The sequence below is a fragment of the Sphingobium sp. FG58 genome (assembly GCF_057809055.1).
Genome location: NZ_JBMDJF010000004.1, coordinates 87,530 through 106,935, shown reverse-complemented (window position 1 = coordinate 106,935; position 19,406 = coordinate 87,530). Strand labels below are relative to the sequence as shown.

Genomic DNA, 19,406 nt, shown 5'->3' with positions numbered 1-19,406 from the left:
ATTGGCGATGGAGGGGTGAGCGCGCCAATGAGAGTTGCGGGAAAGAGAGCGACAAATTGTCATAGATGCGCGCCGTCAGGCGGCATCGCGCCGATCAGCGGCTGTTGTGCGGCGCCCGGCGGGAATAGGTAGGCCCAGATGGCCGCGGAGCGTGTCCGCCTCATAGTCCTGGCGGAAGAGGCCCCGCTCTTGCAGGATCGGGACGACTTCGCCCACGAAGCGGTCGAACTGACTGGGGTGGCCCAGATGGACGTTGAGGCCGTCGAGCGCGCGGCCTTCAAACCAACGCTGGATTTCATTCGCCACCGTTTCGGCTGACCCGACGAAGGGACTGCCGCGCCCGGCCCGCGTCCGCTCGACCGTCTGACGCAGGGTCAGGCCTTCCGCAACGGCGAGGTCGGTGACCCGTTTGGCGTGCGTATAGAAACTGCTCTTGGCATATTCGAGCGCTGTGACCGGGAACGGCGCATCGGGATCATATTGGCGGAAATCATGCCAGCCGAACGGGCGGCCAAATTCGGCGAGTGCCTGATCGAAACTCTGGTCGAGCATGCGATAGTGGCGGTCTATGTCCTTCGCCTGTTCGTCCGTATCGCCGACATAGACGGAGAAGCCGGGCAGGATGACGATCTGGTCGGGATCGCGGCCCTGACGGACGGCGCGACCCTTGAGGTCGGCGTAGAAGGCCTGCCCCTGTTCGATCGTCGCCGCATGGGTGAAGATGGCGTCGGCGACGGTCGCGCCCAGATCGCGGCCCTGATCACTGTCGCCAGCCTGAAAGATGACCGGCTCCCCCTGCGGCGAACGCTGGATGTTGAGCGGGCCGACGACCTGAAAAAACTCGCCTGCATGATCCAGACGGTGCAGTTTATCAGCGTCGAGAAACTGGCCGGTCGCGCGGTCACGGACCAGTGCGCCATCCTCCCATGACGACCACAGGCCCCGCGCCACGTCGAGAAATTCGACCGCGCGGCGGTAGCGTGTGTCATAGTCGAAATGTTCAGGCTGGCTGAAATTGCCCGCCGTGCCTGCGTCGCCGCTGGTGACGACGTTCCAGCCTGCGCGTCCCTTGCTGATGAGGTCGAGCGAGGCAAAACGGCGAGCGAGATTGAACGGGTCGTTGTAGGAGGTGGTCAGCGTGCCGACGAGGCCGATCTTCTTCGTGGCGACCGCCAGCGCCGACAACAGGGTCAGCGGCTCCAGCCGGTTGAGATAATGGGGCGAGGAATTGGCGGTGATGAACTGGCTGTCGACGATGAACACCAGATCGAATTTCGCTGCCTCCGCCTGACGCACGACATGGATATACCAGTCGATATTGACGCTGGCGTCGAGCGGAATGTCAGTGTCGAGCCAGCGATTGCTGTCGCCGGGACCGCCAACGCCGGTGGGGACGAGGCCGAGCTTTAGCTGGCGTTTGCTCATGATCGCGCTCCCGGTCAGACGTCGAAGCCGGGCGCCTGCCGCTGCGCCTTGCGCAAGGCGGCTTCCCAGACCAGATCATAATGGGATTTGGCGCCTTCCGCCGGGGCGCGTTCGCGCGCCATCTGGCGGCGGACTTCTTCCTGCGCTTCCTGCGGTGCGATCAGGATATTGTCGCGGCCGATGCTGAGCGTGCGGACCTGCGCCTTGCAGGCTTCTTCCAGATGATAGATGCCGCTGAACGCCTCACCCGGTGACGCACCCAGCGCCAGCGTGCCATGGTTGCAGAGCAGCATGACCTTCGTATCGCCAAGGTCGGCGACCAGCCGTTCGCGCTCGTCCAGATTGAGCGCGACCCCTTCATAATCATGATAGGACAGGCGCGGGATCAGTGCGAGCGCGCGCTGGTTGAGCGGCAGCAGCCCTTCGGCATGGGCGGACACGGCCATGCCGTCGGCGCTGTGGAAATGAGCGATATAATGGGCGTCGTCGCGTGCGCCGTGGATCGCCGAGTGGATCACATAGCCGGCATAGTTGATACCATAGTCGCTTGTCCCGATGACATTGCCGTCAAGATCGACCTTGACCAGGCTGGACGCGGTAATCTCGTCGAACATCAGGCCGAAGGGGTTGATCAGGAAATGATGCTCCGGTCCCGGTACGCGGGCGGAGATATGGGTGTAGATGAAATCATCCCAGCCATAGAGGGCCGAGAGGCGATAGAAGGCGGCAAGATCGACGCGGACCTTCCATTCGGCTTCGCTGATATGGGCGTCACGGAAGCGATCATCCTTGAGGATAGTGGCCATGGCTCAGACTCCTTTGCCGACGATAGTAGGGAGGCCGCGCGGCGCGGCCCAATGAGAATGGCTGAAGTGAAGGGCGCTGATGCTCATGCAGGGAAGATCCCGGCATCGACGATCGACGCGACATCGACATGGGCGGGCAGTTCGCCATCGGCATAGAAGCGATCGACCACGCGCTGGAGGGGGTGGATGACGGCAGCGCCGGGCGGGACGAGAAAACCGTTCTGACGCTCTACCATGAGGCGGGCCACCTGCGGCTCCACTTTGGTTTGCTGTTGAAAAATGGCGGCATAGTCCGCCGGATGCGCCGCTGACCATTCAGCCGATTTCTGCAATCGGGCCAGGAGGTCGCGCAAGGCACTGCGTCGGGCCGGATCGTCTAGCGCTTCCTGCGACGCAGCCAAAAGAGCGTAGGGGCTATTAATGCCCTCTCCATCGCGCAACAGCCGGGCACCAGCCAATTCGGCGGCGATCTGATATGTGCCAAAGGTCGCCCAGGCATCGATCCGGCCGGCGGCAAAGGCCGCGGCGGCATCGTTGGGCAGCATGAAGCCGATATCGACCTTGCGCCGGTCGACCTTCGCTTCCTTGAGCGCTTCGAGCAGCAGATAGTGCGAGATGCTGCCGCGCGCGCTCGACACGATGACCCGCCGACCGGCCAAATCAGCGATCCTGTGCAGCGATGATCCTTTGGCGGCGATGATACCGATGTTGCGGGTCGAAAATTGCGTGCCAGCGATAATCTTGAGCGGAGCCTTGGCGGCGGCGGCCAGCACCACGGGCAGGTCGCCCGCAGGCGCGGTATCGACCGCGCCTGCATTGAGGGCTTCCAGCAATGGCGCGGCGCCGACGAAATTGGCCCATTCAATGTCATAGGCCAGATTGTCGAGGACGCCCGCCGCCTCCGCTTTCGACTGGAGGAGATGGACCTGATCGCCCAGCACCAATTTGGTCCGCCCGCCCTTCCCGGCCCCGCCGCACGCGGCGAGACTGAGGGCCGCGGCACCGGCCAGGAAGCTGCGCCGGTCAGAAAGCAAGTGCGAGCCGTCCATAATAATATCCGCCTGCGGGGTTGAAGGGGGACGGGCCGTAATAGCCCTGCCCTGTCTGGGGATTGCCCGGTCCGTTGGTTTCGGGGCGGACGTCGAAGAGGTTGGTCGCACCGACCGACAGGGTGGCAAAGCTGGTCACTTTGGCGCTGATGCTGGCGTCGGTGATGATCTTTGCGCCGAAGTGACGATCGTCGCCTGCGGCGGTGCGCTGGGTATATTTGCCGTAGCGCGTGTTGGTGAGGCTGAGGCCGAAAATGCCCTTCGACCAGTTCAGGGTGCTTACCAGCTTGGTATGGGGTTGCAGCACTTCGAGTTCGCCGATCTTGTCGCCGCCGAAAAATACCGACCCTGCGCCCAGCAGCGATGTGCCGTTGGCCGCGAACAGCTGCGTCGGGGTGGCGACGACATCGTTCACCTTGGTCCGCGAATAGTTGAACGCCAGCGTCGCGCCCAGTCTGCCGAAATCGCCAAGCGTGGTGGAATAGTCGGCGACAAGGTCGAACCCCTTGGTCGTGGTATCGGCGGCGTTGATGAAATATTCCGCCTGTTCGATGTCGGACAGGCCATTGGCGGCGAGGATGGCGGAAATGCCGGTGCCGAACAGGCGGCCGGTGCGTTCGATCCGATCCTTGATCTTGATATAATAGCCATCCAGCGTGATCGACAGCGACGGGATGGGCGTAAACACGACGCCAAGACCCGCGTTCCAGGTCTTTTCCGCCTTGAGCGGCTTTGCCCCAAGCAACTGGCCGACGGTCGAGTCCGCCGTCACCAGCTTGGCGACGGTGGGTAGCAATTCCGTCTGGCCTGTTTCGGCATTGAAGAAGGAGGAGGTGCGCCCGTCGGTCTGGGCATAACCGATCTGGGTCAGAGAGGGTGCGCGGAAGCCGGTGCCGACGGTGCCGCGAATGGCCAGTGCCGGGCTGAATTCATAGCGGCTGTTGAGTTTGAGGCCGACCGGGCTGCCCGATCCGTCGCTATAATGTTCAGCCCTGACCGCCGCACCGATGTACCAGGCGTCGAGCGGATAGACACCCACATCGACATAGCCGGCATAAACCTTGCGGCTGATGTCCGCCTCATCAGCGGGGGACAGGACGATCGCGCCCTGCACCACCGGGGAGGCGATGCGGCCGACATTCCAGTCATATTGCTGGTCGCCGGGCTTGAAGGTGTAGGTGGCCGGTTCATAGGCCAACGGGTCGCCCGCGAAGGTGCGGAAGCGGTCGAGGCGATATTCGCCGCCGACCGAGATCTGGACCGGGCGGGCAAGGCCTATGTCGAACTCGCGGGTCAGGTCGACATTGTGGGTCCATTGGCGAAATTCGAAATTGGCAAGATTGGGCCATTCGGTCGGTCCCGTCGGCCCCAGCGAGGGGCGGAGCGACAATTTGGAATATTGATGGCTGTAATTGCGACCGAAGGAGGACGAAACGTCATAGTTCCAACCCGCCAATTCCCCGCGCAGACCGCCAACGAACTGAAAGTCATTTTCGTCGATATTATTGAGCGGATAATAGCCGTCGGGGAATTGCGCGGTGAAATTCGCCGTGCTGTTGGGACGGCGGAAGTTGTTGCCGATCTGGGCGTCGCGTTCGCCATAGGTGCCAAAGCTGTAAAGGGTGGCGTTGTCGGTCACCGGCAGCTGGGCATTGTAGGAAAGGTTGAACGCCTTGATCTGCGGATCGCCATTATGTGCGCCGTCACGGTTCCACTGGGCATTGCGCGCGTTGGCGTCAGCCACGTTGGCCAGCACCTGATCGCGGGTCAGGCCGCTGGTCGCCACGACGTCATCAATCGTGCGACCGGCGGGCAGGCCATAGAGATTGGTGTCGGTCGCGGGCAGGTTCCACCAGGCGCCGCCGCGCTTGCGAATGTCGCCGCTGATCGTCAGAAAACCGCCATCGCCGATGCGGGTGCCGTAGCGGATCGTCCCTTTCCAGCTGTCCGGCTTGCCATTGGCGTCATAGAGGGTGCCATAGGTGAAATCGCCGCTCAGCCCCGGTTTTTCGGCGAGCTGGATATTGATGACCCCGGCAATGGCGTCGGTGCCATATTGGGCGGCGGCGCTATCCTTCAACACTTCGATCCGGTCGATCGCGCTGGTGGGGATCAGGTCGATATCGACCGGGTTGGAGCCGGATGTGTCGGCAGTGCTGTTGCTGAGAAACGCGCCATTGTGGCGGCGTTTGCCGTTGATCAGCACCAGCGTGTAGGCAGGGGCCAGGCCGCGATTGGTGACGGGACGGCCGATCGAGAACACGCCCGCATGGGTCGCGCCGAAATTGAGCGAGGGCAGCAATTTGGACAGCGCTTCGCCAAATTCGGCCGATCCGGTCGCCTGGAGCTTGTCCGCGCTGACGACGTCGATCGGGGCCGGGCTTTCGGCCACAGTTCGCGGCGCGCCGCGCACGCCGGTGACGATGATGGTGCCTGCGTCCGCCGCCTCGGCAGCGGCGGGCTGTGGTGACGCATCGGTCTGCGCATGTGCAGATCCGCCTGCCAGCAATAAAGCGACAGCGGCTGTCGATGCGTAATAGGACCCGATATTCTTCATTGCTTTTATGTTCCCCAATATATTTCCGGGGACCGTCTATTTTCTACCATGATAATTGAATAATGACTTCGCAGCTAAACCTATGATTATAATTTAATTTTAGATCGCCTTTTCCACGCAAAACTTATTGTTTCAGTGATCATCGCCAAAGCTGGTGTCGAAGGCCTGGGCGACGTCGCGTTTGCCGTCGGTCAGGCCCGCTTTCTGGAACCTTTGGGTGATCGCCTGTTCATGGGCGATGATGCTGGCGTCGATCGGCCGCGACACACGGTTGCTGCGGTCGAAGCTGGCGCGGGCGATGTCGAGCGGCAGGCCGGTTTCCTTCGCCAGCACCTGCGCGAATTGATCGGGATGCGCACGCGCCCAGGCGACTGCCTGCGCCTCCCGCTTCAGAAAGTCCGCCAGCAATGCGCGTTTGGGCGCAATCGAACCGGCATGGGCGATGTCGATATAGAGCGGCAGGCCATAATCTTTGGCATCGACCACGACGCGCGCGCCTTCCTTGATCGCGACATTGGTATAGGGGGTCCAGGTCGCCCAGGCATCGATCGCGCCGCTGTCGAACGCGGCCTTGGCATCGCCGGGCGGGAGCAGGGTGACGCGCACCTTGTCCGCCGGGATATTGGCCCGCTCCAGCGCCTGGAGCAGCAGATGATGGCCGATCGACCCGCGCGTGGTCGCAATGGATTTGCCGACCAGATCATGCGGGGTGCGGATCGGCGAGGCGGTCTTGACCAGTATCGCCAGCGCTTGCGCCGCCTGATTGGCGGGTGCCTGCACCGCGATCGCCTTGACCGGGCTGCCGCTTTGATAGGCGAAGATGAAGGGGGCGTCGGCGGCAAGGCCCAGGTCCGCAGCGCCGCCGCCGACCGCTTCGAGCAATGGCTGTGCTGCGGGAAATTCCGACCATTCGACCGTGTAAGGCGCGCCATCCAGCACGCCTGACGCGACCATCATCGCCTTTACCTGTCCCTTCTGATTGGCGACGCGCAGGACCGACTCATGCCCGCTGCGAAAGGTCGCGGCGGCAAGGCCGATGCCCGCCGCCGCGACAAGGGTCGCCGACAGGAGGACGGCGGTCTTTTTACGCATGTCAGCCTGCAAGCGCCAGGCGGGCGCTGTCACGCTGCGCAACCTTGGCGCGCACGACCGGCAGCAACTCGCGGCCATAGAGGATCGAATCGCCGAGCGGATCGAAGCCGCGGATCAGGAAATGGTCGATGCCGATGTCATAATAATCGAGCATCGCGTCTGCGACCTGTTCGGGTGTGCCGACAAGGCCGGTGCTGTTACCTGACGCGCCGGTGAGCGCGGCAACGCCGGTCCACAGCCGCGTGTCACGCCGGTTCCCGCTGGCAGTCTCCAGCAGGCGGCGCGACCCCGCATTGAGCGGGCGATGGCCGGTCAGCGGCAGGCCCGCCGCCAGCCGATTTTCGCGCACCTGCTCCTCGATCTCCGCAGCGCGCTTCCACGCCGCTTCTTCGGTATCGGCGATGACAGGTCGCAGCGACAGCGAGAAGCCGGGGTTGCGGCCATAGCGCGCAGCCGATCGGCGGACCTGCCGCACCGTGTCGCTCACCGCTTCGAGCGTTTCGCCCCAGAGCGCATAGACGTCGGCATGGCGGCCTGCCACGTCGATCGCTTCATCGGACGATCCGCCGAAAAACACTGGCAGATTGTCGGGCTTGATCGCGCTGAACGCCTGCTTGACGTCATAGAAGCGGCCCTGATGGTCGAAGGGCTGCGCGGCGGTCCATTCCTGGCGCAGGATCGTCAGATATTCGTCGGTGCGGGCATAGCGTTCGGCCTTGACGCTTTTCGTGTCGCCATCGCGCGCCATTTCCTCGTCCGCGCCGCCGGTGATGATGTGGACCGCGACGCGCCCGCCCGAAAGCTGGTCCAGCGTCGCCAGCTGGCGCGCGGCGACCGTCGGCTGGGTGAAGCCGGGCCGGTGAGCGACGAGAAAGCCGAGTTTAGACGTGATAGCCGCGGCATGGGCAGCGACGATCTGGCTTTCCGGGCTATTGGAGCCGAAGGGGATGAGGACGCGATCGAAGCCGCCCTCCTCCTGCGCTTGAGCGGCGGCTTCCACATAGTCCTTGTCCAGCACGCGACTGCGCACTGCCGCCTGTATTTCAGAGCCGTTGTTGAAGCCGATATAGCCGATGAATTTGACGCTCATGGGTGTTTCCTGACGATCAGATGACGAAAAAGCCGTGGGTGCCGTCGCGCTCCAGCTGGGCGACGAGGCCATATTCCCAGTCGAGATAGGCCTGCATTTTTTCGGCCTGATTGTCGGTGCCTTCATAGGGGCGTTTGTAGCGCCCCTCCCGCGTGCGGGGCGTGGGCGCGCCGTCCGGGCCGGTTTCCAGCGTGACCGCCGACCAGTCGACATCGAGGATCGACACGTCCCAGCCCAATTGGGCGAGCCAGGAGGCGGTCATGTCGGCGCGCGGGCCAATATCGTCAGTGACGACGATACGCGCGCCCCGCACCGGAGCGTTATGGTCGGTTTCCTGCACCAGCTGGCCGCCCTGCGCGTTGCGGAAGCCGGGTAGATGCCCGCTTTCAAACTCGCGGGGCTGGCGCACGTCATAGAGGTAGAGGGTGCGTCCGGTGTCGGCCTTTAGCTGTTCCAGTTCTTCCCAGCCGATCCGTTTCACCCCGGCGCGATAGGCGACGTCGCGGGCATGGGCGCGGGCTTCCTCGGCAGACTGATGATCGATGTCCGGCGCAACGCGGGTCTGGCCGGTTTCGAGTTCCTGCCCTGCCAGCGTCCAGCCGATCGTGCCGTTACGCAACGCATAGATTTTGTTGGGCAGGCCTGCATTGACCAGCGACTGGGTGCCGATGATCGAGCGGGTGCGGCCGGCGCAGTTGACGATGATGGTGGTGTCGGGATCGGGCGCGATGCTCCGCGCGCGCAGCACCAGTTCCGCGCCCGGCACGCTGGTGCCGGTGGGGATGCTCATGGTGTTATATTCGTCGTAGCGGCGGGCATCGAGAATGGCGATGTCGGCCTTCTCCCGGATCAGCGCCTGCACCTCTTCGGCGGGCAGGCTGGGGGTGTGGCGGCGATGCTCGACCAGTTCGCCAAAGGCCTTGGAGTAGCTGTTGACGTCCTCGAACAGTTCATAGCCAGCCTCGCGCCAGCCCGACAGGCCGCCCTCCAGTTCGCGCACGTCAGTATAGCCCAAGGCTTCGAGGCGGACGGCGGCCTTGCGCGCCAGACCTTCTCCATTGTCATAGACGACGATCGGCGTCGCCAGACGGGGGATGCGCCAGCGGGCTTCCTCATCGATGCGGCGGAGCGGGATCTGGGCGGCGAAGAGGGGATGGCCCTGCGCGAAATCATGTTCCTCACGCACGTCGATCAGCGCAATTTCGCTGCCGACCAGCAGCGCGCGGCGGATATCCTGTGGCGTCGATGTCAGGGTGCGGTCGAGCGTATCGGTGGTCATAGGCTGTTCGATCTGTCCCAGAGATTGGGGATCACGCTGTTGGCGTAACCCGAAATGAAGGTCTTGGCCGTACCGTCGAGGGCATAGGTCGCACGGTCGACCGCGCCGATATTGGCGCCATAGACATGGATGGAGACGGACGGCGCGTCGGTACGGCCATTGGTGACGCGGTGAATGTCGCCAATGCGGGGAGAGACCGCATCGACCTGCCCCTCGCCCAGATAGTCCTCACCCTCGTTGATCAGGCCTCCGGTCGGCAGGCGACGGAAGCGCTCGACCTTTTCCACGCCGCGCAGCACACCGACCAGACCCCAGACTTTATGGTCGTGGATCGGGGTGGACTGGCCCGGCCCCCAGACGAAGCTGACCACGCTGAACCGCTCTCGGCTGTCGCAGTGGAGCAGATATTGCTGGTAGCGATCGGGGTTCGGGCGGGCGAACGCATCCGGCAACCAGTCATCCCTGGCGATCAGGCGAGTGAGCAGCGCAGCGCCGCTTTGCAGGATGGCGCCTTCGTCGCGGGTGGCGGACAGCAGATCGGCAAAGGCGGTGACGAAACCGCGCAGCCGGTCCAGCTTGACGGGCCGGTCGATCGCCGTGACCGCGTTCATTCCGCTGCCTCGGCGATCGGGAACGGGACGACACCTTCACCATGATCGTCGCCGCCCAGATGGGAGAGGAGTTTTTCGCGCAGGCGCGGGGCGAAGCTGGCGCGTTCGCCCCGCGGCGCGGTGATGCGTTCCTGCGCAACGATGCGACCCTTGTCGAGGACCAGCACCCGATCGGCCAGCGCAATCGCTTCCTCGACATCATGAGTTACGAGCAGCACGGCGGGCCGATGCTTGCGCCAGAGCGAAAGGACGAGATCGTGCATCCGGTAGCGGGTCAGCGCATCGAGCGCGGCGAAGGGTTCGTCGAGCAGCAGTAATTTGGGTTCACGCACGAGCGCGCGGGCGAGCGCGACGCGCTGGGCTTCGCCGCCGGACAGGGTGAGCGGCCAGGCGTCGAGACGGTGGCCAAGGCCGACTTCCTTGAGCGCCGCTTCGGCCCGATCACGGGCATTGTCGCCCTTCAGGCCCAGCGCGACATTCTTCCACACCGGTTTCCAGGGCAGCAGGCGGGCGTCCTGAAAGACGACGGCGCGGCTATCGGGGACTTCGACATCCTGCCCGCGCACTTCGTCCAGCCCGGCAAGGGTGCGCAGCAGCGTGGTCTTGCCGGAACCGGAACGGCCGAGCAGCGCGATGAACTCACCCGGCGCAATCTCCAGGTTCAGGCCGTCGATGATCGTGTTCGGGCCAAAGCGGCGGACGAAATTGTGCAGCCGCACGACAGGTTCGGGATGGGGAAGATCGGGGATGAAAGCGGCGCTTTGCAGTGTGGAAAGACCTTTGGGCAGCGTGGAAAATCCCTGGGCAGCGTTCATGCTTATTGCTCCACTATGCTGGGGCGCCAGATAAGGGCGCGGGCTTCGATCGTGCGGACCAGCCAGTCGGCGCCAAGGCCGAGAATGGCATAGACCATGAGGCAGACGACGATGATGTCGGTCCGCATGAAATCGCGGGCATTATTGATGAGATAGCCAAGCCCCGCTGAGGCGTTGATCTGTTCGGCAACGACCAGGACGAGGATGGACACCGACAGGGCGTAGCGCAGCCCGACCAGCAGCGAGGGGAGCGCCGAGGGCAGGATGACGTGCCAGACCTGTTCCCAGCGGCTGAGACCGAAGCTTTTGGCAGCGTCGAGCAGGCGCAGATCGACCCCACGTATGCCGCTATAGAGGTTGAGATAGACAGGAAAGATGGTGCCAAAGGCGATCAGCGCGACCTTGGGGGTTTCGCCGATGCCGAACCAGACGATGAACAGCGGCGTGAGCGCCAGCGCGGGAATGGTCCGCTTGATCTGCATGAGCGGATCGACCGCCAGCTCACCAGCGCGCGAGAGGCCAGCGATCAGGCCCAGGCCCAGGCCAAGGCTGACGCCGATGAGCAGACCGGCAGCCCCGCGGGCGAAGGAGACGAGCAGGTTGGAGGGGAGTTCGCCCGATATGACCATTTCCAGCAGCGTGCCTATCACCGCCGAGGGCGCCGCCAGCGTGCGTTCGGGGATCAGGCCGGTACGCGACCCCAATTCCCAGAGCAGCAGCAGCAACACGGGGGAGAGCCAGCGCCCGCCAAAGCGCGACAGCGAAAAGCTGCGCACGCTCCGGGCCTCCAGCGCCCCGCTTCCTACCGTCAAAACCGTCATATTCTCGCCCTTGTGATGATGGCGAGAAGCCCACCATTATTTCTCTACCAATTCAATTAAGTTTTTCATGGCTCACCTATTGGGATATTTGATAGCTGGGCATTGGACGCATTTTTTGGCCCACCTGACGCGGAATATGACGGTTTTGCGGGCGACGGCGGTGGAGACCCAAGAAAATCATGGCCCGAACAAATCTCTACTATTTTGATTGATATATGAGCATCGGCGATAAGGCCTGGTGCCGGTTCCGATCGCGGTCTGGCGCTTCCAATATTTCATGAGGTGTATCGTGCCGGTCAATCTGCCGACCAATTTGCTGCGCAGCTTCGTTGCTATCGTCGATACCGGATCGATGCTGAATGCGTCCGAACAGGTGTTTGTGACGCAATCCGCGCTCAGCCTACAGATCAAGCGGCTGGAGGAGCTGGTGCAGCAGAGCCTGTTCCTGCGCGAAGGGCGGCGACTGACGCTGACGAGCGCGGGCGATGTGCTGCTCGATTATGCGCGGCGGGTGCTGAACCTGCATGATGAGGCGGTGGCGGCGGTCAGTGCAGGCCGCTTTGCCGGTCCGGCCCGGATCGGCATGGTGCAGGATTTCGCCGATACGCTGCTGACCGGCCTGCTTTCGCGCTTTGCCGAACTGCATCCCGACGCGCAAATCTACGCCCGCGTGGCCGGGACGGCGGAGTTGCAGACATTGCTCGACCGGCATGAACTGGACATTTTGCTGGGCTTTGCCGCGCCTAACGATCCCCATGCGGTGACCGTCGCGCCGATGAGCTGGTATGGCAATATAGCGCTGGCGGAACGTGAGATCATCCCGCTCGCCGTGCTGGAAGAGCCGTGCCGTTTCCGCGAGGCGGCGATCCGCGCGCTGGAGGATGCGGGGCTGCAATGGCGGATCACCGTGGAGACGCCCAATCTGGCGACGTTGAAAGCGGCCGTGGGCGCCGGGCTGGGCATCACCTGCCGCACGCATCTGTTCCTGGGGGACGATGCTGTTCTGGATCATGATCGCCTGCCCTCGCTGCCCCGCGTGGCGGCGATCCTGCGGGCCGGGGACAGGCTGGACAAGGCGGCGAACCGTCTGGCGGAACTGGCGCGGGAGACGGTTCAGGCGCTCTGAACCGTCCATATCCCAAACCTTTCAATAGCCCCGCGACGGATCGACGATGTCGCTGGGTTTTTCCCCGCGCACGAAACGGGTCAGATCATCCTGCACCTTTTCCAGCAACCGATGACGGATCAGCGTATGGTTGCTGGAGATATGCGGGGTGAGGCGCACCTGATTGTGGGTGTAGAGGATATGGCCTTCGGGCAGCGGCTCCGGTTCGGTCACATCGAGCGTGGCAAAGCCCAATGGCCCGTTGTCGAGCGCATCGACCAAAGCGGACTGATCGATCACGGTGCCGCGGGCGACGTTGATGAGGTGCGCGCCGGGCTTCACCTTTGCCAGGAGCGCTTCATCGAACAGATGGCGGGTTTCCGGCGTCGCAGGCACGGCGATGACGATATGGTCGGCGCGCGCCACCAATGCCTCGATGTCACGGACAAGCTCGACGCCATTGAGGCCCGACTGGGTGCCGGATCGACGGACGCCGATGACTTGCGCGCCCAGCGCCAGCCCGCGCCGGGCAACCGCTCGGCCAATCGCGCCGAGACCGACAATGCCGATAGTCGTCCCCGATACACGCCCAAGCGGCGCATTGACCCATTGCGCGCGTGACCGCGCCGTCACCGCCTCCAGATTCTTGGCATGGGCATAGATGGCGGCGATGACATAGTCGGCAATCTCTTCCGACGCGACGCCGCGCCCGCAAGTGACGAGTGGCGCGTCGAGCAGCCAGTCGGGATAGAAATCCACGCCCGCCGACGCGCTATAGACCCATTTCAGGCGACCCGGCCAGATATTGGGGCGCGCATGGAGCGACTGTCGCCAGGCAAGCGAGGGTCGGACGAGCAATATGTCGGCCTCACTGGCCGCGGTCCAGGGTTCATCCTCCGCCACGTCGATCAATGTGGGGGCGGACGGATGCAGGCCAAGGCTGCGGTTGAAATCGGCTTCCAGCTGGCTGGCAATGATCAGCGACATATCAGTGTCCCTTCAATTCCCAAGCGCCGCGCGGCCCGCCGCGATCAGGATCGTGTCGGTCTGGGGCGAATGGATGCGGCTGCACAGCACGTCGCGATAATGGCGTTCGAGCGGATTTGTGCGGCTGATGCCGGGGTTGCCGGTCAACTCCAGGCCGATTTCGACGGCCCGGATGGCGTTGGCGGTGGCGACATATTTGATAGTGTTTACCTCCACCGCACCGGGCGGATCGCCCGCATCGTGGCGCGCGGCCGCGTCGCGGATGAGCGTACGGTTGACCTGCAACAGGGTTTCGATCTCGCCGAATTTCTCCTGCACGCGCGGCAGTGTGGCGAGCGATGCGCCCAGATTGGTCGGCACCCGGTCATTGAGATAGGCGCGCAGCCAGTCGCGCGCGGCGCGTGCCACGCCATCATAGATGGTGGAGATGGCCAGCGCATTCCAGATCGCCAGCCCCGTATCCGCTGCCGCGCTCGCCCATTGTTCAGGCCGACGAATGTCGACCGCATGGTCGAGCGGCGTGGGCGTATCGGTGAAATGGACAGCGTGGCTGACCGTGGCGCGCATCCCCAGATGGTCCCAGACCGGCTCAATCTCTATGCCTGGGCTGTCGGCCTTTACCAGGAAATTGCCGACGCGCGGATTTTGCTCATCGGTCCTGGCCCAGACCGAAAACCAGTCGAGACCGGTGGATCCGGTCGAGTAGATTTTCGTGCCGCTGATCGCCCAGCCGTCGGCGGTGCGCCGCGCGATAGTGGCGGGCAGGCCGCCGCGCACGGGCGTCCCCAGTTCGGGTTCGACCCGAAGCCCGCCGATCAGGCCGCGTCCCGCCACCGCATCGCGCGCCAGCCGCTCGTAAATATCCTTTGGCCAGCCCTGCGCCCGCGCGGGGGAGGCGTGATAATGATAGGTCATGAACAGGATCAGCGCGGTCGATGGTTCGCCCTTGGCGACGGCACCCAAGACCCGGATCGCTTCGGACAGGGATGCGCCACTACCGCCCAGATCGCGCGATACGGTAAGGCCGATCAGTCCTTCGCGCGCCAGAAGATCGAAATTGGCGCGGGGAAATTCGCCGCTGCGGTCATAGGCTTCGGCGGTGGCGGCAAGTTGCCGGGTCACGCGATCGAGCAGGTCAGCAGACACAGGGGTTGCGGACGGAGGGGTGTCGAGGAGTATCGGCTGGCTGGCCATCGTTTCAGCCTCTCTTTGGAATGACGGAGTTGAAGCGGGTGTCCCATAGCGGGCGGACGTCCACTGCCTTGGGCAGCAAGCCCTGTTTGAAGAACAGGTCCGCGACCTGCTGTTGCGAGGCGATGGCGGCATCGGTGACGGGGCGCAGTTCAAAGGCGGCGCTCTGGCGCTGGAACTGGTCGACGACATAGGCGCGCGGTACGCCGATATCCTGGGCGATGATCCCGGCCCATTCGTCCTGATGCGCGACCGCCCAGCCAAAGGCTTTCTGGACGAGGCCCAGATAGTCGCCGATCAGCTTCGCCTTTTCAGGATCGGCCAGCGCATCGACATGGGCGGCGGCGAGATAATTGCCCGACAATATGCCATAAGCGGTGCGCAGCACCCGCGCGCCCTCCGTCGCGACGGCGCGCTGGATCGGGAATCCGAAAATCGCCCAGGCATCGAGCGACCCTTGCGAAAAGGCGGCGGCACCATCGGACACGCCCATGGCGACCGGGGTGATGTCATCCCAGCTCAGCCCCGCTTCTTCGAGCATACGGATGAGGAAATATTGGGTCGTCGTCGCGCGGACATAGCCCACGCGCTTGCCCTTGAGATCGGTGATCGAGCGCGCCTTCGACCCCTTGGGCACCAGCACCACCTGATTATTGACGTCGCCATGGGCGACCGCGATCTGGCGGAAGCTCTGAATGGTGGAGGCAGCGGCGAAGATGGGCGGGATTTCGCTCATCCCGCCATAGTCGAGCGAACCGCCGTTCAGCGCCTCCACCACCAGATGGCCGGACTGAAATTCGCTATATTGTACATCGAATCCTTCCGGCCTGATCCCGGCGGCCTTGAACAGCAGGCGCGTGTCCCCTTCCCCCTTCCCGGTGATCGACACCCGCAATTGGGGGGTGCCATTTCCGCCACGACTGCACCCGGTCAACACCAAAGCACTGGCAGCGGTTGCGCCCAGAAATCCACGCCTGGACCACATATTAGCGTACCCCCGTGCCATTCGGCGCAGGTTCGGCGGCGCGGTCAAGCAGGACCAAATTGGGATCACGCAGAAATTCGCGCCGGGCCGCCGCACGCAGGCGCAGCCAGCCACGTTTAAGGGAACGCAACAGGGTCATGATCGTCCTTCTCTCATGCAGATTGATCATTTATCTATTGAACCAGTAGAGATAAGTCCCACAAGCAATGCTCCGCCAATGATTAGAAATGCTTGATTCATGCTGAAGGTCGACCACGCCACCATCATTGGAGGAGGCTTCAGCGGAACGTTGCTGGCGATCAACCTGCTGCGCCACGGGTCGTTGCGGGTGACGATGGTGGAGCGTCGCCCCGACCGTCTGGGACGGGGCCTCGCCTATGGTGCAGCGCAGGCGGACCATATATTGAACGTGCGCGCCGCCAATATGAGCGCACTGCCCGACCAGCCGGGGCATTTCACCGCGTGGCTGACGCAGGAGGGGCTGGGACAGGAAGGCAGCTTTGCGACGCGGCGCGACTATGGCGCCTATCTGTACGCGATGCTGAAAGCAGTGCGGGGTCTGGCAGGAGACCGGCTGACCGTGCTGGAGGATGAGGCGGTCGATCTGGTGCTTGAGCCGGGTGGCGCGCAGGTGGCGTTGCGATCAGGAGGGGCGATCGCGACGGATATTGTGATTATCGCGCCCGGCAATCTGCCGCCGCATGACCTGCCTGCTTTGGCCGGAATGGCCAGCCCCACCTATGTCAATAATCCCTGGGCCGCCGATATCGCGAAGGGGCTGGGCGAGGCTGATACGCTCCTGTTGCTGGGCAGCGGGCTGACGGCGGTGGATTGCGCGCTGAGCCTGGACAGTGCAGGTTTTGCGGGGCGGATCATCGCCCTGTCACGGCGCGGGCTGTTGCCGCATTGTCATGCGCCCGCCCCGGCCTATGCACCGCGTCGCGAACGACCACGGGGACCGGCATCCGCTCTGGTCCACATGGTCCGTACGCGCGCGGCGGAGATTGGCTGGCGCAATGCGGTCGATGAGTTGCGCCCCTTCACCCCCGACATGTGGCGCGCCGCAAGCCCCGCCGAACAAGCCCGTTTCCTGCGCCATTTGCGGCCCTATTGGGATGTCCATCGCCATCGCATCGCGCCGCCGGTCGCTGCACGGCTGGCGGCGATGCAGGCGGAAGGGCGATTGCACGTCCGCGCCGCCAAGGTTGTTGATGCGGTTGCGGTGGAGTCGGGCATCAGCATGGCTGTGCGCGGACGCGGGCAGGACGCGATCGAGCGGATCGATGTTGCGCGGGTGGTCAATTGCACCGGGCCACTGGGCGACCTGCGCCGCACGGGCGACACCCTGCTGCAAAATCTCCATGCCCGCGGTGCGATCCGTCCCGATCCGCTGGCGATCGGCATAGACGTGGACCAGCAATGCCATGCCATTGCCGATGACGGATCGGCGCAGACCCGCCTGTTCTTCGTCGGCCCGATGACACGCGGCGCGCATTGGGAGATTGTGGCGGTGCCAGACATTCGGCGGCAAGTGTGGGCGCTGGCGCGGCAGATTACAGGCGCATATTGGGTGGAGGCAGAGGGGCTTTAGGGCCAGGCCTGCGTCCGCGCGGCGGAGATCAGACCCCTCTATTTGCCCAAATCATATGTCGTCGAGGACTTGGCGTTGGTTGGCGTTGGGCGCCTCCAGTAAAACCGGGCGTGGTTTTCCTGAAAGGCATAGTCATGACCCAGCAACGGCATATCAAACTCGGCTTCATCCTGCATGGCGTGGGGCGGACATGGAACGACTGGCGGCATCCCGACCGCGACGTCAACGCCAGCACCAGCCTTGCCCATTATCAGAAGCAGGCGGCGAGCGCGGAACGGGGGAAGTTCGACTTCCTCTTTGTCGCCGACAGCCTGTCGATCACCGAAAAGTCCAGCCCGCATTATCTCAACCGGTTCGAGCCGATCACCATTCTGTCGGCGCTGGCCGCCACAACGTCACGCATCGGGTTGGTCGGCACATTGACGGTCAGCTATTCCGAACCCTTCAATGTCGCACGACAGTTTGCGTCGCTCGACCATTTGAGCGGCGGGCGTGCGGGGTGGAATGTCGTAACCTCCTGGCTGGGCGATACCGCCGCCAATTTCAGCAAGACCGAACATCCCGCCCATGCCCTTCGCTATCGCATTGCGGGCGAATATCTGGACGTGGTCCAGGGGCTTTGGGACAGCTGGGATGACGGCGCCCATGTCGGCGACAAGGACAGTGGACAGTTTGTCCATCCCGACAAGCTCCACCGGCTGGACCATAAGGGCGAATTTTTCCAGGTGCGCGGGCCGCTGAACATCAAGCGCACGCCACAGGGGCAGCCGGTGATTTTTCAGGCAGGGGCATCGGAAGATGGTCGCAATTTTGCCGCGCGCCGGGCCGAGGTGATCTTCACCCTTGCCGTGACGCAGGAGGATGGCCAGGCCTATCTGGCCGATGTCAAGGCACGCGCCAAGGGTCTGGGCCGTGACCCCGACCAACTGTTCATCCTGCCGGGCATCGCCCCGATCGTAGGCGACAGCGACGAGGACGCTGAAGCGCGCTATCGTGAGTTGGCGGCGCTGGAGTCGATCGACACCGGGCTTGGCTTTCTGTCACGCACCTTCAACGACCATGATTTCCGCCAATATGATCTGGATGCCCCATTCCCGGATGTCGAACATATCGGCATCAACAGCCAGCAGAGCGCTACGCTGCGGGTTCTGAACGAAGTGCGCGCGGAAAATCTGACGTTGCGGCAGGTGGCCGAGCGGCTGGCGAGCCCGCGCGGGGACTTTGTGGGATCGGCCGAAACGGTGGCCAATCGCTTGCAAACATGGTTCGAGAACGGCGCGGCGGACGGCTTTGTAGTGTTCGAGCCATTGCCGGGACAGCTGGACCTGTTCGTCGACAGGGTGATCCCGATCCTTCAGGCGCGTGGCCTGTTCCGCACCGAATATGAAGGCACGACCTTCCGCGAGCATCTGGGCCTGCCAGTGCCGGAAAACCGCTATTCAGTGGGTAAAAGCCGCAAAAGCGCGGCCTGATGCGCGCTTCGCGCAAACCGGTGCGATAGAGATCGGACCGCATCCCCGAACATCAGGGGTATATAGGCAACCGGCGTCGCTCCTGAGAGCGGCGCCGGTTTGTCCGATCAGCCGTTCAGCTTGTCCTTGACCGCCTTGGCCGGCGTGAAGCCCAGCTTCTTCGACGCGGCGATCTGAATGGTCGCACCGGTCGAGGGGTTGCGGCCTTCGCGCGCTGGCGAATCCTTCACCTTGAACTTGCCGAAGCCATTGAGGGACACTTCTTCGCCCTTGGCGGCGGCATCGGCGATGGCAGCAAAAACACCGTCGACAATCTTGCGGGCATCCGCCTTGGTGATGCCATGTGCCGAGGCAACGCCGTCGGCCAGATCGCTATTGTTCATAAAATGCCTTTCTTAGGGGTTATTGCCTAGACCGCATAACCAAGGCTGAGGCGCTGGTCCATATGCCACGTGCCGCAATCTTAGGCTTAGCGGGACGTTTAGGGCGATTTTCCTGTCCTTTGTCGCACTTGGCCAGTTTCGGGACGG

Annotated in this window: 18 protein-coding genes; 3 read left to right on the top strand and 15 right to left on the bottom strand. The window is 63.5% G+C overall.

The genetic code is table 11. The features are described from left to right. Positions 1–75: 75 nt before the first annotated feature. The 10 genes from ACODR8_RS07085 to ACODR8_RS07040 all read right to left on the bottom strand — a co-directional run bounded on the left by ACODR8_RS07085 (position 76) and on the right by ACODR8_RS07040 (position 11,545). Positions 76–1,428: an LLM class flavin-dependent oxidoreductase gene (locus ACODR8_RS07085; protein ID WP_489006773.1), complete on the bottom strand. Its 1,353-nt coding sequence runs from the start codon at positions 1,426–1,428 to the stop codon at positions 76–78. Positions 1,429–1,439: 11 nt separating this feature from the next. Further along, a complete protein-coding gene (locus tag ACODR8_RS07080; RefSeq protein WP_489006579.1) occupies positions 1,440–2,231 on the bottom strand; it encodes a class II aldolase/adducin family protein in 792 nt (263 codons plus the stop codon). 83 nt (positions 2,232–2,314) lie between these two features. Continuing rightward, the gene (locus ACODR8_RS07075) at positions 2,315–3,280 is read right to left on the bottom strand and encodes an ABC transporter substrate-binding protein (protein WP_489006578.1); all 966 of its coding nucleotides are present in this window, start codon (positions 3,278–3,280) and stop codon (positions 2,315–2,317) included. Beyond that, positions 3,255–5,837 (bottom strand): TonB-dependent receptor plug domain-containing protein, encoded by a 2,583-nt coding sequence (locus ACODR8_RS07070; protein ID WP_489006577.1) that lies wholly within the window; start codon positions 5,835–5,837, stop codon positions 3,255–3,257. The genes ACODR8_RS07075 and ACODR8_RS07070 overlap by 26 nt, the downstream gene beginning before the upstream one ends. A 132-nt stretch (positions 5,838–5,969) precedes the next feature. Then, on the bottom strand, positions 5,970–6,929 hold the full coding sequence (locus ACODR8_RS07065; RefSeq protein WP_489006576.1) for an ABC transporter substrate-binding protein: 960 nt from the start codon (positions 6,927–6,929) through the stop codon (positions 5,970–5,972). 1 nt (position 6,930) lies between these two features. Continuing rightward, positions 6,931–8,019, bottom strand: a complete 1,089-nt coding sequence (locus tag ACODR8_RS07060; protein WP_489006575.1) for an LLM class flavin-dependent oxidoreductase — start codon at positions 8,017–8,019, stop codon at positions 6,931–6,933. 16 nt (positions 8,020–8,035) lie between these two features. After that, positions 8,036–9,298 carry a rhodanese-like domain-containing protein gene (locus ACODR8_RS07055; protein WP_489006574.1) on the bottom strand — a complete coding sequence of 421 codons (1,263 nt, stop codon included), beginning with the start codon at positions 9,296–9,298 and terminating at the stop codon, positions 8,036–8,038. Beyond that, positions 9,295–9,909, bottom strand: a complete 615-nt coding sequence (locus tag ACODR8_RS07050) for a cysteine dioxygenase family protein (RefSeq protein ID WP_489006573.1) — start codon at positions 9,907–9,909, stop codon at positions 9,295–9,297. Before ACODR8_RS07050 ends, ACODR8_RS07055 begins: the two co-directional genes overlap by 4 nt. After that, positions 9,906–10,724: an ABC transporter ATP-binding protein gene (locus ACODR8_RS07045; protein ID WP_489006572.1), complete on the bottom strand. Its 819-nt coding sequence runs from the start codon at positions 10,722–10,724 to the stop codon at positions 9,906–9,908. The genes ACODR8_RS07050 and ACODR8_RS07045 overlap by 4 nt, the downstream gene beginning before the upstream one ends. 2 nt (positions 10,725–10,726) lie before the next feature. Then, positions 10,727–11,545 (bottom strand): ABC transporter permease, encoded by an 819-nt coding sequence (locus ACODR8_RS07040; RefSeq protein WP_489006571.1) that lies wholly within the window; start codon positions 11,543–11,545, stop codon positions 10,727–10,729. A gap of 289 nt (positions 11,546–11,834) precedes the next feature. Here ACODR8_RS07040 and ACODR8_RS07035 point away from each other — a divergent pair, with 289 nt between their 5' ends. Beyond that, positions 11,835–12,671, top strand: a complete 837-nt coding sequence (locus ACODR8_RS07035) for a LysR substrate-binding domain-containing protein (RefSeq protein WP_489006772.1) — start codon at positions 11,835–11,837, stop codon at positions 12,669–12,671. 21 nt (positions 12,672–12,692) lie between these two features. On the opposite strand, the gene ACODR8_RS07030 is transcribed toward ACODR8_RS07035, so the two are convergent. The 4 genes from ACODR8_RS07030 to ACODR8_RS07015 are packed head-to-tail and all read right to left on the bottom strand — an operon-like array spanning position 12,693 to position 15,982. Further along, positions 12,693–13,637, bottom strand: coding sequence for a D-isomer specific 2-hydroxyacid dehydrogenase family protein (locus tag ACODR8_RS07030; RefSeq protein ID WP_489006570.1), 945 nt, complete (start codon positions 13,635–13,637; stop codon positions 12,693–12,695). Between the two features lie 12 nt (positions 13,638–13,649). Next, entirely contained in the window at positions 13,650–14,831 is a 1,182-nt protein-coding gene (locus ACODR8_RS07025; protein WP_489006569.1) for an acyl-CoA dehydrogenase family protein, read from the bottom strand. 4 nt (positions 14,832–14,835) lie between these two features. Further along, positions 14,836–15,813: an ABC transporter substrate-binding protein gene (locus ACODR8_RS07020; RefSeq protein WP_489006568.1), complete on the bottom strand. Its 978-nt coding sequence runs from the start codon at positions 15,811–15,813 to the stop codon at positions 14,836–14,838. Position 15,814: 1 nt separating this feature from the next. Beyond that, entirely contained in the window at positions 15,815–15,982 is a 168-nt protein-coding gene (locus ACODR8_RS07015) for a hypothetical protein (protein ID WP_489006567.1), read from the bottom strand. A 69-nt stretch (positions 15,983–16,051) separates the two neighbouring features. Here ACODR8_RS07015 and ACODR8_RS07010 point away from each other — a divergent pair, with 69 nt between their 5' ends. Further along, positions 16,052–17,404 carry an FAD/NAD(P)-binding protein gene (locus ACODR8_RS07010; protein WP_489006566.1) on the top strand — a complete coding sequence of 451 codons (1,353 nt, stop codon included), beginning with the start codon at positions 16,052–16,054 and terminating at the stop codon, positions 17,402–17,404. A gap of 134 nt (positions 17,405–17,538) precedes the next feature. Then, a complete protein-coding gene (locus ACODR8_RS07005; protein ID WP_489006565.1) occupies positions 17,539–18,876 on the top strand; it encodes an LLM class flavin-dependent oxidoreductase in 1,338 nt (445 codons plus the stop codon). A gap of 107 nt (positions 18,877–18,983) precedes the next feature. Here ACODR8_RS07005 and ACODR8_RS07000 read toward each other — a convergent pair whose 3' ends face one another. Then, the gene (locus ACODR8_RS07000) at positions 18,984–19,259 is read right to left on the bottom strand and encodes an HU family DNA-binding protein (RefSeq protein WP_006950838.1); all 276 of its coding nucleotides are present in this window, start codon (positions 19,257–19,259) and stop codon (positions 18,984–18,986) included. Between the last annotated feature and the right edge of the window lie 147 nt (positions 19,260–19,406).

What these genes read in the sequence shown, in the direction of transcription:
- ACODR8_RS07080 (WP_489006579.1), bottom strand. Translation starts at nt 2,231, where the DNA reads ATGGCCACTATCCTCAAGGATGATCGCTTCCGTGACGCCCATATCAGC.
- ACODR8_RS07075 (WP_489006578.1), bottom strand. Translation starts at nt 3,280, where the DNA reads ATGGACGGCTCGCACTTGCTTTCTGACCGGCGCAGCTTCCTGGCCGGT.
- ACODR8_RS07070 (WP_489006577.1), bottom strand. Translation starts at nt 5,837, where the DNA reads ATGAAGAATATCGGGTCCTATTACGCATCGACAGCCGCTGTCGCTTTA.
- ACODR8_RS07065 (WP_489006576.1), bottom strand. Translation starts at nt 6,929, where the DNA reads ATGCGTAAAAAGACCGCCGTCCTCCTGTCGGCGACCCTTGTCGCGGCG.
- ACODR8_RS07060 (WP_489006575.1), bottom strand. Translation starts at nt 8,019, where the DNA reads ATGAGCGTCAAATTCATCGGCTATATCGGCTTCAACAACGGCTCTGAA.
- ACODR8_RS07055 (WP_489006574.1), bottom strand. Translation starts at nt 9,298, where the DNA reads ATGACCACCGATACGCTCGACCGCACCCTGACATCGACGCCACAGGAT.
- ACODR8_RS07050 (WP_489006573.1), bottom strand. Translation starts at nt 9,909, where the DNA reads ATGAACGCGGTCACGGCGATCGACCGGCCCGTCAAGCTGGACCGGCTG.
- ACODR8_RS07045 (WP_489006572.1), bottom strand. Translation starts at nt 10,724, where the DNA reads ATGAACGCTGCCCAGGGATTTTCCACGCTGCCCAAAGGTCTTTCCACA.
- ACODR8_RS07040 (WP_489006571.1), bottom strand. Translation starts at nt 11,545, where the DNA reads ATGACGGTTTTGACGGTAGGAAGCGGGGCGCTGGAGGCCCGGAGCGTG.
- ACODR8_RS07030 (WP_489006570.1), bottom strand. Translation starts at nt 13,637, where the DNA reads ATGTCGCTGATCATTGCCAGCCAGCTGGAAGCCGATTTCAACCGCAGC.
- ACODR8_RS07025 (WP_489006569.1), bottom strand. Translation starts at nt 14,831, where the DNA reads ATGGCCAGCCAGCCGATACTCCTCGACACCCCTCCGTCCGCAACCCCT.
- ACODR8_RS07020 (WP_489006568.1), bottom strand. Translation starts at nt 15,813, where the DNA reads ATGTGGTCCAGGCGTGGATTTCTGGGCGCAACCGCTGCCAGTGCTTTG.
- ACODR8_RS07015 (WP_489006567.1), bottom strand. Translation starts at nt 15,982, where the DNA reads ATGATCAATCTGCATGAGAGAAGGACGATCATGACCCTGTTGCGTTCC.
- ACODR8_RS07010 (WP_489006566.1), top strand. Translation starts at nt 16,052, where the DNA reads ATGCTGAAGGTCGACCACGCCACCATCATTGGAGGAGGCTTCAGCGGA.
- ACODR8_RS07005 (WP_489006565.1), top strand. Translation starts at nt 17,539, where the DNA reads ATGACCCAGCAACGGCATATCAAACTCGGCTTCATCCTGCATGGCGTG.
- ACODR8_RS07000 (WP_006950838.1), bottom strand. Translation starts at nt 19,259, where the DNA reads ATGAACAATAGCGATCTGGCCGACGGCGTTGCCTCGGCACATGGCATC.